15 protein-coding genes are annotated in these 12,655 nt (G+C 68.3%); 7 read left to right on the plus strand and 8 right to left on the minus strand.

Features of this window, described 5'->3' with window-relative positions:
• Positions 1 to 368: 368 nt before the first annotated feature.
• The gene (locus PIGHUM_RS00985; RefSeq protein ID WP_124077380.1) at positions 369 to 593 is read left to right on the plus strand and encodes a hypothetical protein; all 225 of its coding nucleotides are present in this window, start codon (positions 369 to 371) and stop codon (positions 591 to 593) included.
• 63 nt (positions 594 to 656) lie between these two features.
• Here the strand turns inward: PIGHUM_RS00985 and PIGHUM_RS00990 are convergent, their stop codons facing one another.
• Positions 657 to 935, minus strand: a complete 279-nt coding sequence (locus tag PIGHUM_RS00990) for a hypothetical protein (protein WP_124077381.1) — start codon at positions 933 to 935, stop codon at positions 657 to 659.
• A 224-nt stretch (positions 936 to 1,159) separates the two neighbouring features.
• Between PIGHUM_RS00990 and PIGHUM_RS00995 the strand changes: the two genes are divergently transcribed.
• From PIGHUM_RS00995 to PIGHUM_RS01010, 4 genes are all read left to right on the plus strand, one after another.
• Positions 1,160 to 1,543 carry a type II toxin-antitoxin system RelE/ParE family toxin gene (locus tag PIGHUM_RS00995; protein WP_124077382.1) on the plus strand — a complete coding sequence of 128 codons (384 nt, stop codon included), beginning with the start codon at positions 1,160 to 1,162 and terminating at the stop codon, positions 1,541 to 1,543.
• Positions 1,524 to 1,856 (plus strand): helix-turn-helix domain-containing protein, encoded by a 333-nt coding sequence (locus PIGHUM_RS01000; RefSeq protein ID WP_124077383.1) that lies wholly within the window; start codon positions 1,524 to 1,526, stop codon positions 1,854 to 1,856. Before PIGHUM_RS00995 ends, PIGHUM_RS01000 begins: the two co-directional genes overlap by 20 nt.
• 75 nt (positions 1,857 to 1,931) lie before the next feature.
• Positions 1,932 to 3,071, plus strand: coding sequence for an alpha-hydroxy acid oxidase (locus tag PIGHUM_RS01005; RefSeq protein WP_124077384.1), 1,140 nt, complete (start codon positions 1,932 to 1,934; stop codon positions 3,069 to 3,071).
• A 119-nt stretch (positions 3,072 to 3,190) separates the two neighbouring features.
• Entirely contained in the window at positions 3,191 to 3,613 is a 423-nt protein-coding gene (locus PIGHUM_RS01010) for a hypothetical protein (RefSeq protein ID WP_124077385.1), read from the plus strand.
• Between the two features lie 74 nt (positions 3,614 to 3,687).
• Here the strand turns inward: PIGHUM_RS01010 and cls are convergent, their stop codons facing one another.
• The 6 genes from cls to PIGHUM_RS01040 form a co-directional block, all read right to left on the minus strand.
• Positions 3,688 to 5,124 carry a cardiolipin synthase gene (gene cls, locus PIGHUM_RS01015; RefSeq protein ID WP_124077386.1) on the minus strand — a complete coding sequence of 479 codons (1,437 nt, stop codon included), beginning with the start codon at positions 5,122 to 5,124 and terminating at the stop codon, positions 3,688 to 3,690.
• Between the two features lie 96 nt (positions 5,125 to 5,220).
• Positions 5,221 to 5,754 (minus strand): peptide deformylase, encoded by a 534-nt coding sequence (def, locus tag PIGHUM_RS01020; protein WP_124077387.1) that lies wholly within the window; start codon positions 5,752 to 5,754, stop codon positions 5,221 to 5,223.
• Positions 5,755 to 5,889: 135 nt separating this feature from the next.
• Entirely contained in the window at positions 5,890 to 6,516 is a 627-nt protein-coding gene (locus PIGHUM_RS01025) for a glutathione S-transferase family protein (RefSeq protein ID WP_124077388.1), read from the minus strand.
• Between the two features lie 55 nt (positions 6,517 to 6,571).
• Positions 6,572 to 6,982, minus strand: coding sequence for a sirohydrochlorin chelatase (locus PIGHUM_RS01030; protein ID WP_124077389.1), 411 nt, complete (start codon positions 6,980 to 6,982; stop codon positions 6,572 to 6,574).
• A gap of 40 nt (positions 6,983 to 7,022) precedes the next feature.
• Positions 7,023 to 7,883, minus strand: coding sequence for an IclR family transcriptional regulator (locus PIGHUM_RS01035; RefSeq protein ID WP_124077390.1), 861 nt, complete (start codon positions 7,881 to 7,883; stop codon positions 7,023 to 7,025).
• A 10-nt stretch (positions 7,884 to 7,893) separates the two neighbouring features.
• Positions 7,894 to 9,075 carry an acetyl-CoA C-acetyltransferase gene (locus PIGHUM_RS01040; protein WP_124077391.1) on the minus strand — a complete coding sequence of 394 codons (1,182 nt, stop codon included), beginning with the start codon at positions 9,073 to 9,075 and terminating at the stop codon, positions 7,894 to 7,896.
• A 237-nt stretch (positions 9,076 to 9,312) separates the two neighbouring features.
• Here PIGHUM_RS01040 and PIGHUM_RS01045 point away from each other — a divergent pair, with 237 nt between their 5' ends.
• Both PIGHUM_RS01045 and PIGHUM_RS01050 read left to right on the plus strand, forming a co-directional pair.
• A complete protein-coding gene (locus PIGHUM_RS01045) occupies positions 9,313 to 10,371 on the plus strand; it encodes an MBL fold metallo-hydrolase (RefSeq protein ID WP_124077392.1) in 1,059 nt (352 codons plus the stop codon).
• Positions 10,372 to 10,500: 129 nt separating this feature from the next.
• Positions 10,501 to 11,166 carry a DUF502 domain-containing protein gene (locus PIGHUM_RS01050; protein ID WP_124077393.1) on the plus strand — a complete coding sequence of 222 codons (666 nt, stop codon included), beginning with the start codon at positions 10,501 to 10,503 and terminating at the stop codon, positions 11,164 to 11,166.
• A 19-nt stretch (positions 11,167 to 11,185) separates the two neighbouring features.
• On the opposite strand, the gene PIGHUM_RS01055 is transcribed toward PIGHUM_RS01050, so the two are convergent.
• Positions 11,186 to 12,652, minus strand: coding sequence for an aldehyde dehydrogenase (locus tag PIGHUM_RS01055; RefSeq protein ID WP_124077394.1), 1,467 nt, complete (start codon positions 12,650 to 12,652; stop codon positions 11,186 to 11,188).
• Between the last annotated feature and the right edge of the window lie 3 nt (positions 12,653 to 12,655).

A 12,655-nucleotide genomic window follows, 5' to 3' on the forward strand; every position in this document is an offset into this window, starting at 1 on the left:
AGGTAAGCCCCCCCCTACGCGCTTCGCGCGCCCCCCAGGGGGCGATGCGGGTGGACCGGCGGAGCCGGATCCACCGCATCCTGGGGAACACAAGCGTGCGTAGCGTAGTGTTATGCCCGGCCTGGCAATCCCCCGGAGGCTGGGCTTTTTTTTGCTCGGACGCCCTACGGCAAAAGGTGTCCCCTCGGGGTAGCGTAGTCGAAGACGTAGCGTGGGTTTTTTTACCGCCGGGCCGCCCCAAGGCAAAAACGCCGCTCGGGGGTAACGTAGCCGGAGGCTTGGCGTGGGGGCCTTTTTGTCCGCGGGCAGCTACTAGGCACGTAAGAGGCACGGGTCTTGCTGAGGGAAGTATTTTCAGGAGACTTCCCATGACCAGCCGCCCGTCCGAGCCCGCCGCCAAGCCGGGCACCGTCATACGCGAACGTCCCGCCGATCCCAACTGGCTGGGCGTCGGGTCCGAAGACCCGCCGCGCGAGCGGGTCGAACCTCAAACCGGCGTTGAGCCTGCCGACGTGGGCAGGAAGATGCCGGGTGAAGTGCCGCCCGGGGGCAAGCCTCCATCGCATCCGGGACGCGATCCGGACCTGGCCTGACATCCAGCCTCCTTGCGCACCGAGCCGCGCCCCCAAAGGGGCGGTTCGGTCGCGCCGTCGTGCCTATTCTTCTTCCCCGTTGCGCCGCTCGTTGCCCGCCGCGCCGTCGCTGCGCACTTCCACGTCGGCGCCCTGCTGGCCACGCTGCGCGGGGGTGAAATCGTCGGATCCGGGCAGCGTCCCGGTCCTGGCTTCGCGGCTGGCCTCTGCCGTCCCCTGGTCGAATTCGGTCGTGGCGCCCGGCGGGCCGGGGGGATGGTCCATGTCGGGACGCGGCGCGTCGTCGGAGGAAACATGCTTCGGGCGCGGCGCGCCGGCATTCGGATCTGGAGTGGGTTTCATGGTCGGCTCCTGCTCGATTGGCGCTCCGAGGCAGCAGCTTTCATGCCTGCGCAGCAGTGCGCATCCACAGATGCGCGATCCAGAAAGCGTGACATTTTCATCCCGGGCAACGCACTTGCCGCCCCCGGCATGCGGTGAAATCAGGGCGCGACGATCCAGCAGAGGCAGATCGTTCTTAAATATATGTCTGTGTACTATAGTTTCCTGTACTATAAAAAGGCGTCGTGCGGGTATTCAAGACCAAGGGTGTGAAGCGATTCGCCCGCCGTGAACACATCACCGATGCCAGCCTGAGACTGGCCATCGAACGGGCTCGCCAAGGCGCTATCGACGCAGATCTGGGTAGCGGACTCATCAAACAACGCGTCGCGCGTCCCGGACAAGGCCGCTCCGGTGGGTTTCGTATGGTCGTGGCCTACCGCGAAGCCGATCGGGCGGTATTTTTGTACGGATTTGCCAAGAATGACCGCGAAAACATCAGCGGCGACGAATTGCAAACGTTGCGCACCATCGGGGCAAATTGGCTCGCAGCATCAGCCTCGGTGATTCGGCAAGCGCTGAGCGATGGCGACCTGCAGGAGATTGACGATGACGACGACCAAGCGTAGCCGCCTTTCCAATGAGCTCGTAGAGATGGCGGACGCGCAGCGCCGGTTGGGAATCATGGACCAGGCGACACACGAAAAAATCACCGCTCGCCATCTCGGAACGGCTGCATTGCCGACGGCCGAACCCATCACGGCCCAACAGGTGCGCGAAGTGCGCGAGAACGCCCGCCTGAGCCAAGCAGCACTGGCGCGCTATCTCAACATGACGGCTGGTTATGTATCGCAGCTCGAGCGCGGTGCAACGCAGGCCAAAGGTCCGGCTCTGGCACTGCTGAACATCATCCGGCGCAAGGGAATCGCCGCGCTTTCTTGAGCCGCTGCCCAAAAAGAGTCGGGCAAAATAGAGGCTGGCGGTCCGCCGCCGTTTTCCCGTTTTTCCGGATTGCCCATGCCTGCCATTACCTGCATCGAAGACCTGCGCCAGCTCGCCAGGAAGCGCGTGCCCCGCGCCTTCTACGACTACGCGGACAGCGGTTCCTACACGGAGTGCACTTATCGCGCCAACGCCGACGACCTCGCGGCCATCAAGCTGCGCCAGCGCGTGGCGATCAATGTCGAGGACCGTTCGACCCGCGCCACCATGCTGGGGCAGGAAGTCAGCATGCCGGTGGCGATCTCGCCCACCGGGCTGGCGGGCATGCAGTGGGCCGACGGCGAGATACTGGGCGCGCAGGCGGCCGAAGCGTTCGGCATCCCGTTCACGCTGTCCACCATGAGCATCTGCTCGATCGAGGACGTCGCGGCGGCCACCACCCGGCCGTTCTGGTTCCAGCTCTACGTGATGCGCGACCGCGGGTTCATCGCCGATCTGATCCAGCGCGCCAAGGCCGCGCGCTGCTCGGCGCTGGTGCTGACCCTGGACCTGCAGATCCTCGGCCAGCGCCACAAGGACATCCGCAACGGCATGACCGTGCCGCTGCGGCCCACGCTGGCCAACCTGCTGGACGTGGCCGGCAAGCCCGGCTGGGCGCTGCGCATGCTGGGCGCCAAACGCAAGACCTTCGGCAACCTGGCGGGCTACGTCAAGGACGCCAGCGACATCAACAGCCTGGGCCGCTGGACCGCCCGCCAGTTCGATCCCACGCTGTCGTGGAAGGACGTGGAGTGGATCCGCCAACAATGGGGCGGCAAGCTGATCATGAAGGGCATCCTCGACGCCGAGGACGCGAGCATCGCCGCGTCCTGCGGCGCCGACGCCATCGTGGTGAGCAACCACGGCGGCCGCCAGCTGGACGGCGCGCTGTCCTCGATCGCCGCGCTGCCCGCCGTGGTCGAGGCGGTCGGCCACCAGACCGAGGTGCTGTTCGACGGCGGCGTGCGCAGCGGCCAGGACGTGCTCAAGGCGCTGGCGCTGGGCGCGCGCGGCGCGATGATCGGCCGGGCCTTCCTCTACGGGCTGGGCGCGATGGGCAAGCCCGGCGTGTCGGCCGCGCTCGACATCATCCAGAAAGAGCTCGACGTGAGCATGGCGCTGACCGGCACCCGAACCATCGGCGAGATCGGCCCCCACATCCTGGCCGGCCGCTGAAGGGAAGGCCCGCCACGGTTGCCCTGCGGCGGCAAAGCGCCGGATAATGGCGGCGGTTCGAGGCGCGGCCGGGGGAAGGCCGGCGCTTGCGAGGCCTCCCATCCGCTCTGGAGCATCCCATGAAGGTTTTGTTGTCCGGCCTGGCTGCCGCGCTGCTGCTGGTGGCCGGTTGCGCCACCACCGAAGAAACCAATACGGCCATACGGACGCGCTGGATAGGACAGCCCAGCGACGTGTTCTTTGCCCAATACGGCCCGCCGCAGCGCTCGTACAAGCTCGCCGACGGCAGCGCCGTCTACAACTGGCGCGGCGGCGAGAAGTCCATCCAGCATGCCGCGCAGTACCGCGACGTCCCGCGCGACAAGGATCCCAAGAAGACCGACCGGGTGATGGTCGCTCCGGCGCGCACGGTGGAGCTGTTCTGCGAGCTGCAGATCAACGTCGATGCCGGCGGCCGCATCTCCGCCATCCAGACCCAGCGCGAATCGTCGGGGGCGGGCTTCAGCTTCTCGCGCTGCGCCGAAGTCTTCGAAGGACGCTAGGGCTTTTGCCGCCGGGCCGCCCCAAGGCAAAACGCCCCCTCGGGGGCAGCGAAGCGTGGGGGCCCTTTTTGAGCTCAGAGCACGGGTGCGAACAGCCGCACCACGTGCATGACCACGCGTTGCAGCAGCGGGATGGAGCCCCATTCGCCGCGGTCGACTTCGATCGACTGCGCGAAGTCGGCCAGCAGCATCGCCTCCACGTCCGCGGCGAAGGCCGGACTCACGGTCAGCACCGTCAGTTCGAAATTGAGGCGGAACGAGCGGTTGTCCAGGTTGGCGCTGCCCACCGCGGCGGCGTCCTCGTCGATCAGGATCACCTTCTGGTGCTGGAAGCCGGGCTGATAGCGGTAGACCTTGACCCCGGCGCGCACCGCATCGTAGGTATTGAGCAGCGAAGCCTGATAGACCATGAAATGGTCGGGCCGGCAAGGCAGCAGCACGCGCACGTCCACGCCGCGCAGCACCGCCAGCCGCAGCGCGGACTGCACCGCCGAATCCGGCACGAAGTACGGAGACGTCAGCCAGATGCGCCGCTGCGCGGCGTGGATGGCCTGCACGATGATGAGCGATCCGGTCTCCTGGAGATCGGCCGGACCGCTGTGCAAGGCCAGGCAGCTCATGTCGCCGGGCGCGGATACCGGCGTGCGCAGCGCCGGCATGGACTCGGTCACCCAGTACCAGTCTTCGGCGAACGCGCGCTGCACCTGCGCGACGATGGGCCCGCAGAGCCGGATGTGCGTGTCGCGCCACGGCGATAGCCGCGGATTGTCGCCCAGGTACTCGATGCCGACGTTGTGCCCGCCGACGAAGGCGGTCTGGCCATCGACCACGACGATCTTGCGGTGATTGCGGAAGTTGAGCTGGAAGCGGTTGCTGACGCGGCGTATGGCGAAGGCATGGATCTGCACGCCGCCGGCGCGCAGCGTCTCGACGTACCGGCGCGCCAGCGCATGGCTGCCGATTCCATCGTAGAGGAAGTACACCTTGACCCCCTCGGCCGCGCGCGCCAGCAAGCGGCGCTGCAGTTCCTGCCCCAGCGCGTCGTCGCGCACGATGAAGAACTGCACCAGCACGTAGTGCCTGGCCTCGTCGATGGCCCGGAAGATCGCCTCGAAGGTGGCCGTGCCGTCCTTGAGCAGGCGCACCTCGTTGCCGGCCAGGAAGCGGCGTCCGACCAGTTGGTCCAGGGCCAGGAAGCGGCGCAGTTCCGGCACGGCCGACGCGTCGCGGCGCAAGCCCGCGATGACGTCGGAGCGGTTCAGGTCTGCATCGCTGCGCACCTGGGCGCGCGCCTGGTTGAAGCGGTGCTCGTCCACATAGCCGGCGAAACGGCTGCGGCCGAGGAACAGGTAGGGAATCAGCGTCAGGTAGGGAGCGGAAACCAGCGCCACGGCCCACGCCACCGCCCCCTGCGAGGTACGCGTATTCATGATCGCGTGGCATGCGGCGACGATGCCCAGCACGTGCAGCGCCGCGACTTCCAGACCGATCGACAGCAGTGTTTCCGCCATGCCTGGCCGACCTCCCCCTATGCCGCCCGTAATGTAACTGGCCCGGCCTCAATCTTATCGTCTTCTGCCCCGGGTTTACCCGGAAAGCGTGCCTGGCTAGTCGTCGCGGCCGGGATCGAGCCCCGGAAACAACACTTCGGTGTAGCCGAACTTGGAGAAGTCCTCGATGCGCGAGGGATACAGCCGTCCGATCAGGTGGTCGCATTCATGCTGCACGACCCGCGCGTGGAAGCCCTCGGCCACCCGGTCGATCGGATTGCCCTGCGGATCCAGCCCCTGGTAGCGGATGGACACGTAGCGCGGCACCGCGCCGCGCAGCCCGGGCACCGACAGACAGCCTTCCCACCCTTCCTCGCGCGCTTCGGACAGCGGCGTGATGACCGGATTGAGCAATATGGTGCGCGGTACGGCCGGGGCGTCCGGATAGCGCTCGCTGCTGTCGAAGCCGAAGATGACCAGCTGCAGGTCCACCCCGATCTGCGGCGCGGCCAGCCCCACGCCGCCGGCCGCCTCCATGGTGTCGAACATGTCGGCGATCAACGCATCGAGTTCCGACGTCCCCACCTGCTCCACCGGCTGCGCCACGCGCAGCAGCCGGGCATCGCCCATCTTTAAAATTTCACGAATCATTCCGCGCGTCTCTCATGCTGATTTCTTCCGGCACTCATCGCGCCATCATTCATCGTATTGCACCCAGGAAACCGCGGATCTGGCCCTGCCAGTCCGCCGGTTTTGCCCCCTGTGGGGGCATAGGGGGGACGGTCTCTATTGCAGCGGTTGCCCGAGGATGCCTTGCGCCGCCGGGCGGCTCGCCACGCGCTGGTGCCACGCCGCCAGGGCCGGCGTCTCGGGGCGTTCCACCGGCAGCAGGAACCAGCGGTCCACCGCGCAGCCGACGGCAATGTCGCCCATCGTGAAACTCTCGCCGGCGATGAAGGTGCGGCCATCGGCGAACACGCCCTCCAGCAGCAGGAGCAGGCGGCCGACCTGCTCGACCGAGCTGGCGATGGCCTGCGGGTTGCGCTGCGCCTCGGGCGTGCGCACCAGCCCGACGAAAGCCGGACCCATGGCCGGGCCGAACGAGGTGGCCTGCCAGTCCAGCCAGCGGTCGGACAGGCCGCGGGCGCGCGGATCGGCGGGCCATAGCGTGCCGGCTGCGCCGTATCGGGCCGCGAGGTAGCGCACGATGCTGTTGGATTCCCACAGGATGTAGCCGTCGTCGTCCAGGGTCGGAATGCGGCGGTTGGGGTTGAGCGCGCCGTACTCGGGCGTATCGAGCCCGCCGTACGGGCCGCCGACGTCGATGCGTTCGAACTGCAGGCCCAGCTCGCGGGCCGCCCATACCGCCTTGGCCACGTTGATGGAAGTCAGGCGGCCCCAGATGGTCATCATGATGGAAGTCTCCGTATGCGTATCGAGCAACTCGAATGAAGGGGAAGAGAAGGTACTAACTCGGGTCCGCCGTCGGCGGGAGGGCCGCCGCGGCGATGGCATCCAGCACGCCGGGCAATTCGGACAGCACCGGCAGCGCCGCGAACCGCACGGCGGGATGCGCCGCCCGCGCCTCGTCCAGGAGGCGGGCCAGATCGCGCGTCACATGCGCGCCCGCCGCCCAGAATACCGGCAGCACGGCGATCTCGGCCATGCCCTGGCCGGCCAGGCCCGCGATGGCTTCGGGCAGCGTGGGCGACATCAGCTCCAGGAACGCGGCCGCGACCGGCGTGCCGGGATCGCGCGCGCGCAGCGCCTGGGCCAGGTGTTCCATGGGACGCGCCCACTGCGGGTCGCGCGAACCGTGGGCGAACAGGACGACGCCGCGGCGGGCCTCGCGGGCGGACGGCGCGCAGGACGGATTCATGGGCCCTCCCGGTAGCTGGGCATGCAGGAATCCTCCAAGCTTACACGCGCCGCATCAGATCGTTGATGCGCTCGGCGGCGCGGCACAACAGCGGCAGCAGTTCCTGCTGCATCTGCGCGGCCGTGACGCGGTGGGCCTGGCCGCTCAGGTTCAGGGCCGCCACCGTGCGGCCGCTGCGGTCGCGGATGGGCGCGGCGATGGCCACCAGTCCCGTTTCCAGTTCGCGGTCCACCAGCGACCAGCCCTGTTCGCGCACCTGGAGCACGATGCGCTTGAGCTGGACGGGGTCGGTGACGGTCAGCGGCGTATGCGCGCGCAGCTCCGAGCGCGCCAGCACCGCGTCGATCTCCGCGTCGGCCAGCCCGGCCAGCAGCACCCTTCCCATGGCCGAACAATAGGCCGGCAAGCGGCTGCCTATGCCCAGGTTGATGGACATGATGCGGCCGGTGGGAATGCGCAGCACGTAGACGATGTCGGTGCCGTCCAGCACCGTGGCCGAGCAGGATTGATGGGCCTCGTTGGCGAGGTCTTCCATGATGGGCTCGGCCAGGTCCCAGAACGGCATGGAAGTCAGGTAGGCGAAGCCGAGCTCGAGGATGCGCGGCGTCAGCCGGAACAGGCGCCCCTCGGCCGCCACGTAGCCCAGCTGCACCAGGGTCAGCAGGATGCGGCGGGCGCCGGCGCGGGTCAGGCCTGCCGCCTCGGCCACCTCGGTCAGCGTCATGGCGGGCCGGTCGGCATTGAAGGCGCGGATCACCGCCAGCCCACGCGCGAACGACTGCACGTAGGCGTCGCCGGGCTTGACCGCGCCGGCGGCTTCGTCCGCCCCGGCGCGCGCGGGCGGGTGGCCCGCCGCGGCCGTGCCCGCCGGACGGGCGCCGGCCGTGGGAGCTTGCGTCATGCAGCCGGGCTTAGACGAGCTCGAACGCCATGGCCACGGCCTCGCCGCCGCCGATGCACAGCGACGCCACGCCGCGCTTGAGCTGGCGGGCGCGCAGCGCGCCGATCAGCGTGGCGATCAGGCGCGCGCCGCTGGCGCCGATCGGGTGGCCCAGCGCGGTGGCGCCGCCGTTCACGTTGACCTTCTCGTGCGGCAGCTTGTGGTCGGCCATGGCGGCCATGGTCACCACGGCGAAGGCTTCGTTGATCTCGTAGAGATCGACGTCCTCGGGCTTCCAGCCGGTCTTGGCGAACAGATTGGCCATCGCGCCCACCGGCGCGGTGGTGAACCACTGCGGCTCTTGCGAGTGCTGGGCATGGCCGACGACGCGGGCCAGCGGCTTCAGGCCGAGCTTCTCGGCGGTCGAGGCGCGCATCAGCACCAGCGCGGCGGCGCCGTCGGAAATCGACGACGAATTGGCGGCGGTGACGGTGCCGTCCTTCTTGAAGGCCGGCTTGAGCGAGGGAATCTTCTCGGGCATGGCCTTGAACGGCGACTCGTCGCGGGCGATGACCTTTTCGCCCTTGCGGTCGGCGACCGTGACCGGCGCGATTTCCCATTCGAAGCTGCCGCTCTCGATGGCGGCCTTGGCGCGGCGCAGCGACTCCAGCGAGAAGGCGTCCTGCTGTTCGCGGGTGAAACTGTACTTGGCGGCGCAATCCTCGGCGAACACGCCCATGGCGCGGCCGCGGTCGTAGGCGTCTTCCAGGCCGTCCAGCGCCATGTGGTCGTACATGGTGGTGTGGCCGTAGCGATAGCCCTGGCGGGCCTTGGGCAGCAGGTACGGGGCGTTGGTCATGCTCTCCATGCCGCCGGCCACGGCGATGTCGATGCTGCCGGCGACCAACAGGTCGTGCGCCAGCATCGCCGCCTTCATGCCGGAACCGCAGATCTTGTTGAGGGTGGAGCAGCTCACGTTCAGCGGCAGGCCCGCGCCCAGCGCGGCCTGGCGGGCAGGCGCCTGGCCTTGGCCCGCCTGCAGGACGTTGCCCATGATGACTTCCTGAACCTGTTCGGGTTTCAGGCCCGCCCGCTCGACCGCCGCCTTGATCGCGACGGCGCCCAATTGATTGGCGGACAAGCCGGCTAGTTCGCCCAGCATGGCACCCATGGGGGTGCGGGCGACCGATACAACGACTACGGGATCCGACATCTTCGACTCCTGGTTCTGGAATGATCTTCTGGCGGCGTCCGGAAAGCTCCGCCGATCGCGCGTCCGGAACGGCGGCAACGCGCTTGCCGGGCACATGGGTAAACTAGAGCGTCTTCCCCGCAGTCCGGCGGATGAGCGGGGGCCGCGCGCCAGGCAACTGTAACAATAAGTCGCGCGTCCATTTTAGTCCGCCGCAAGCCGGGCCGCACGAGCCGCGCCCGACATCACGAACCAGCCATGAATCCTCTCGAACACCAACTCCAATACCCGCTGGGCGACACCCTGCCGGCGGCCGGCATGGCCTTGGACGTCGCCCCGGGCATACGCTGGGTGCGCATGCCCCTGCCCTTCGCCCTGGACCACATCAACCTCTGGCTGATGCGCGACACCTGGGCGGGCCGCGAAGGCTGGACCATCGTCGATTGCGGCGTGGCCCGCGACGAGGTCAGGACGCTCTGGGAAGAGGTGTTCGCGACCCAGCTCGACGGACTGCCGGTGGTGCGGGTGATCGTCACCCACATGCATCCCGACCACATCGGCCTGGCCCACTGGCTGACCGAGAAATGGAACGCGCCGCTGCAGATGAGCGCGACCGACTTCCTGACCGCCCACCTGTTCGTCGAAGGCCGGGCCATCTCGGGCGGCGAGCGCATGGCGGCGCACTTCGAACGCAACGGCATGACCGACCCGCAGGGCCTGGCCGGCGTGCGCGCCCGCACCCGCTATTATTCGCAGCTCGTGCCGCAGGTGCCGGCCCATTTCGGCCGCATCCTCCACGGCGACACGCTGCGCATCGGCGGCCACGACTGGCAGGCCATCACCGGCTACGGGCACGCGCCCGAGCACATCTCGCTGTACAGCCCCGGCCTGAACATCGTGATTTCCGGCGACATGGTGCTGCCGCGCATTTCCACCAACGTCAGCGTCACCGACATCGACCCGGACAGCAACCCGCTGCAGCTCTACCTGGATTCGCTGGGCGGCTATGGCCACGTCCCGGCCGACGCGCTGGTGCTGCCTTCGCACGGCCGGCCCTTCGTCGGCATCCATACCCGCATCGCCCAGCAGCATGCCCACCATGCCGACCACCTGGAACGCGTCAGGCGGGCCTGTGCCGAGCAGCCCCGTTCCGGCTACGACATCGTGCCGGTGCTGTTCAGGCGCAAGCTCGACCTGCACCAGATGACTTTCGCGCTGGGCGAAGCCATCGCGCATCTGCACATGCTCTATTACCGCGGCGACGTGGTCCGCGAGACGGGAGAAGACGGCATCGTCCGCTTCCGCGCGGCGGGCTAGGGTCCAGGCGGGATACGCCCCCTCACATCTGTACAACCGTGTTGCGGCGCCAGGCCGCGCCACGACCCGGTACTGCTGCTATGCTTGGCGCCGCGCGCCGCAGCACCGTTCCGGCCGCAGGAGTCCCCGATGAAATCCCTCTACAAGTATTTTTTCCGCGGCCTGATCGCCATCCTTCCGCTGGTGCTCACGCTGTACGTGCTCTACGTCATCGTCGCCTGGATGGAATCCCTGGCGCTGGGCGTGCTGCATCCGTTCATCGGCAGCTTCTACTTCCCGGGGATGGGGCTGGTGCTGGCCGTGGCGGCCATCGTCGCGGTCGGCATGATGCTGTCCAAAGAACGCGTACGCCGGCTGATGTCCTACGTGGAATGGCCTTTCACCAGCATCCCGGTGATCAAGAGCATCTATTCCTCGCTCAAGAGCTTCGCCGACTATTTCTCGCCGGCCAACGCGACGCGGGAAAGCGCGCAGCAGGTCGTGATCCTGCGCATGCCCGGCAATGAAATGGAAGTGGTGGGCCTGGTCACCCGCCGCAGCACGGCGGGGCTGCCCGAAGGCTTTCTGCCCGGCGACCGGGTCGCCGTCTACCTGCCGATGGGCTACATGATAGGCGGGTATACCGTGTTCGTGCCCTCCTCCTGGCTCACCCCGATCGACATGTCGGTCGAGGAAGCCATGCGGTCGTCCCTGATCGCCTGGATGGCGCGCACGGAACCGGCGCCTGGAGCGAGCGTGGACGACACCCCTCCCGCCGCTGCGCCGGCCGCGCCCCAGGACCAGGGACGGGCCTAGGGAGCGCTCCGGCCGGCCCTCAGCGGCTCCACGGCAGCGGCGCAGCGTTCGTCCCCCAGTAATAGCTCTTCTGGTTCATGTACTCGAGGATGCCCAGCCGGCCCTTCTCGCGGCCGACGCCGCTCATCTTCACGCCGCCGAACGGCGTGCTGACCGAGAACAGCTTGTAGGTGTTGATCCACACCGTGCCGGTCTGCAGGGCGGCGCCCAGGCGCCAGGCGGCCTTGTAGTCGCTGGTCCAGATGCCCGAGGCCAGGCCGTAGGCGCTGTCGTTGCACTGGGCGATCAGGTCGGCTTCGTCGGTCCAGGGCAGCAGCGCCAGCACCGGGCCGAAGATTTCTTCCTGGCACATGCGCGCCTGATTGGGCAGCCCCTCGATAATGGTCGGCAGGTAATAGCTGCCGCGGTCGTAGATGCCGCCCACGGGCCGCTGCCCGCCCGCCAGCACCTTGCCGCCCTCGTCCACGCCCAGTTGCACGTAGCGCTCCACCGACTCGCGGTGCGAGCGGCTGACCAGCGGACCCATCTGGGTCTGTTCGCTGGCCGGGTCGCCCACGCGAAGCTGGCCTACCGCCGCCACCAGGCGACGCTTGAATTCCTCGTAAACGCTGGCATGCACGAAGGCGCGCGAGCCGGCAATGCACGATTCGCCCGAGGAACTGAAGATGCCGAACAGCACGCCGGCCACGGCATGGTCGAGGTCGGCATCGGCGCAGACGATGGTGGGCGACTTGCCGCCCAGTTCCAGCGACACCGGCATCAGGCGTTCGGCCGCCAGGCGGGCGATGCCCAAACCGACGGTGGTGCCGCCGGTGAAGGCGATGCGGCGGACCAGCGGATGGCGCACCAGCGCATCGCCCACCACCGAGCCCTTGCCGGGCAGCACGCTGATGATGCCGTCGGGCACGCCCGCCTGCTGGGCGATGCGGGCCAGCTCGATGGCCATGCGCGGCGTGATCTCGGCCGGCTTGAACACCACGGCGCAGCCGGCGGCCAGCGCCGGCGCGAGCTTCTGCGCTTCGCTGGCGATGGGCGAGTTCCAGGGCGTGATCGCGCCCACCACGCCCAGCGGCTCGTGCACGCTCATGCTGACGTAGTCGCCGCGCGAAGGCGTGATGCTGTCCTCCAGGGTCTCGGCCGCGGCGGCGAAGAACTGGAAGGTGCCCGCCGCGCTGGCCACCAGCGCGCGCGTCTCGTTGACGGGCTTGCCGTTGTCCAGGCGCTGCAGCTGGGCCAGTTCCTCGGCGCGCGCGCGAATGCCGGCGGCGATGCGGTAAAGGATGCCGGCGCGCTCGTGCGGCTTGAGCCCGGCCCAGGCGGGCTGCAGGCGCGCCCGCTCGGCGGCCTGGACGGCCTCGTCCACGTCCGCGGCGGTGGCCGCGTGCAAGGTGGCGACCTGGCTGCCGTCGGCCGGGTATTCGGTGGCGTACTTCGGACCCGAGGCATTGCGCCAGGCGCCGGCGATGAAAGTCTCGATGTGTTCCATGGA

Source organism: Pigmentiphaga humi, assembly GCF_900606115.1.
Lineage (GTDB): Bacteria > Pseudomonadota > Gammaproteobacteria > Burkholderiales > Burkholderiaceae_B > Pigmentiphaga > Pigmentiphaga humi.

What these genes read in the sequence shown, in the direction of transcription:
- PIGHUM_RS00985 (WP_124077380.1), top strand. Translation starts at nt 369, where the DNA reads ATGACCAGCCGCCCGTCCGAGCCCGCCGCCAAGCCGGGCACCGTCATA.
- PIGHUM_RS00990 (WP_124077381.1), bottom strand. Translation starts at nt 935, where the DNA reads ATGAAACCCACTCCAGATCCGAATGCCGGCGCGCCGCGCCCGAAGCAT.
- PIGHUM_RS01000 (WP_124077383.1), top strand. Translation starts at nt 1,524, where the DNA reads ATGACGACGACCAAGCGTAGCCGCCTTTCCAATGAGCTCGTAGAGATG.
- PIGHUM_RS01005 (WP_124077384.1), top strand. Translation starts at nt 1,932, where the DNA reads ATGCCTGCCATTACCTGCATCGAAGACCTGCGCCAGCTCGCCAGGAAG.
- PIGHUM_RS01010 (WP_124077385.1), top strand. Translation starts at nt 3,191, where the DNA reads ATGAAGGTTTTGTTGTCCGGCCTGGCTGCCGCGCTGCTGCTGGTGGCC.
- cls (WP_124077386.1), bottom strand. Translation starts at nt 5,124, where the DNA reads ATGGCGGAAACACTGCTGTCGATCGGTCTGGAAGTCGCGGCGCTGCAC.
- def (WP_124077387.1), bottom strand. Translation starts at nt 5,754, where the DNA reads ATGATTCGTGAAATTTTAAAGATGGGCGATGCCCGGCTGCTGCGCGTG.
- PIGHUM_RS01025 (WP_124077388.1), bottom strand. Translation starts at nt 6,516, where the DNA reads ATGATGACCATCTGGGGCCGCCTGACTTCCATCAACGTGGCCAAGGCG.
- PIGHUM_RS01030 (WP_124077389.1), bottom strand. Translation starts at nt 6,982, where the DNA reads ATGAATCCGTCCTGCGCGCCGTCCGCCCGCGAGGCCCGCCGCGGCGTC.
- PIGHUM_RS01035 (WP_124077390.1), bottom strand. Translation starts at nt 7,883, where the DNA reads ATGACGCAAGCTCCCACGGCCGGCGCCCGTCCGGCGGGCACGGCCGCG.
- PIGHUM_RS01040 (WP_124077391.1), bottom strand. Translation starts at nt 9,075, where the DNA reads ATGTCGGATCCCGTAGTCGTTGTATCGGTCGCCCGCACCCCCATGGGT.
- PIGHUM_RS01045 (WP_124077392.1), top strand. Translation starts at nt 9,313, where the DNA reads ATGAATCCTCTCGAACACCAACTCCAATACCCGCTGGGCGACACCCTG.
- PIGHUM_RS01050 (WP_124077393.1), top strand. Translation starts at nt 10,501, where the DNA reads ATGAAATCCCTCTACAAGTATTTTTTCCGCGGCCTGATCGCCATCCTT.
- PIGHUM_RS01055 (WP_124077394.1), bottom strand. Translation starts at nt 12,652, where the DNA reads ATGGAACACATCGAGACTTTCATCGCCGGCGCCTGGCGCAATGCCTCG.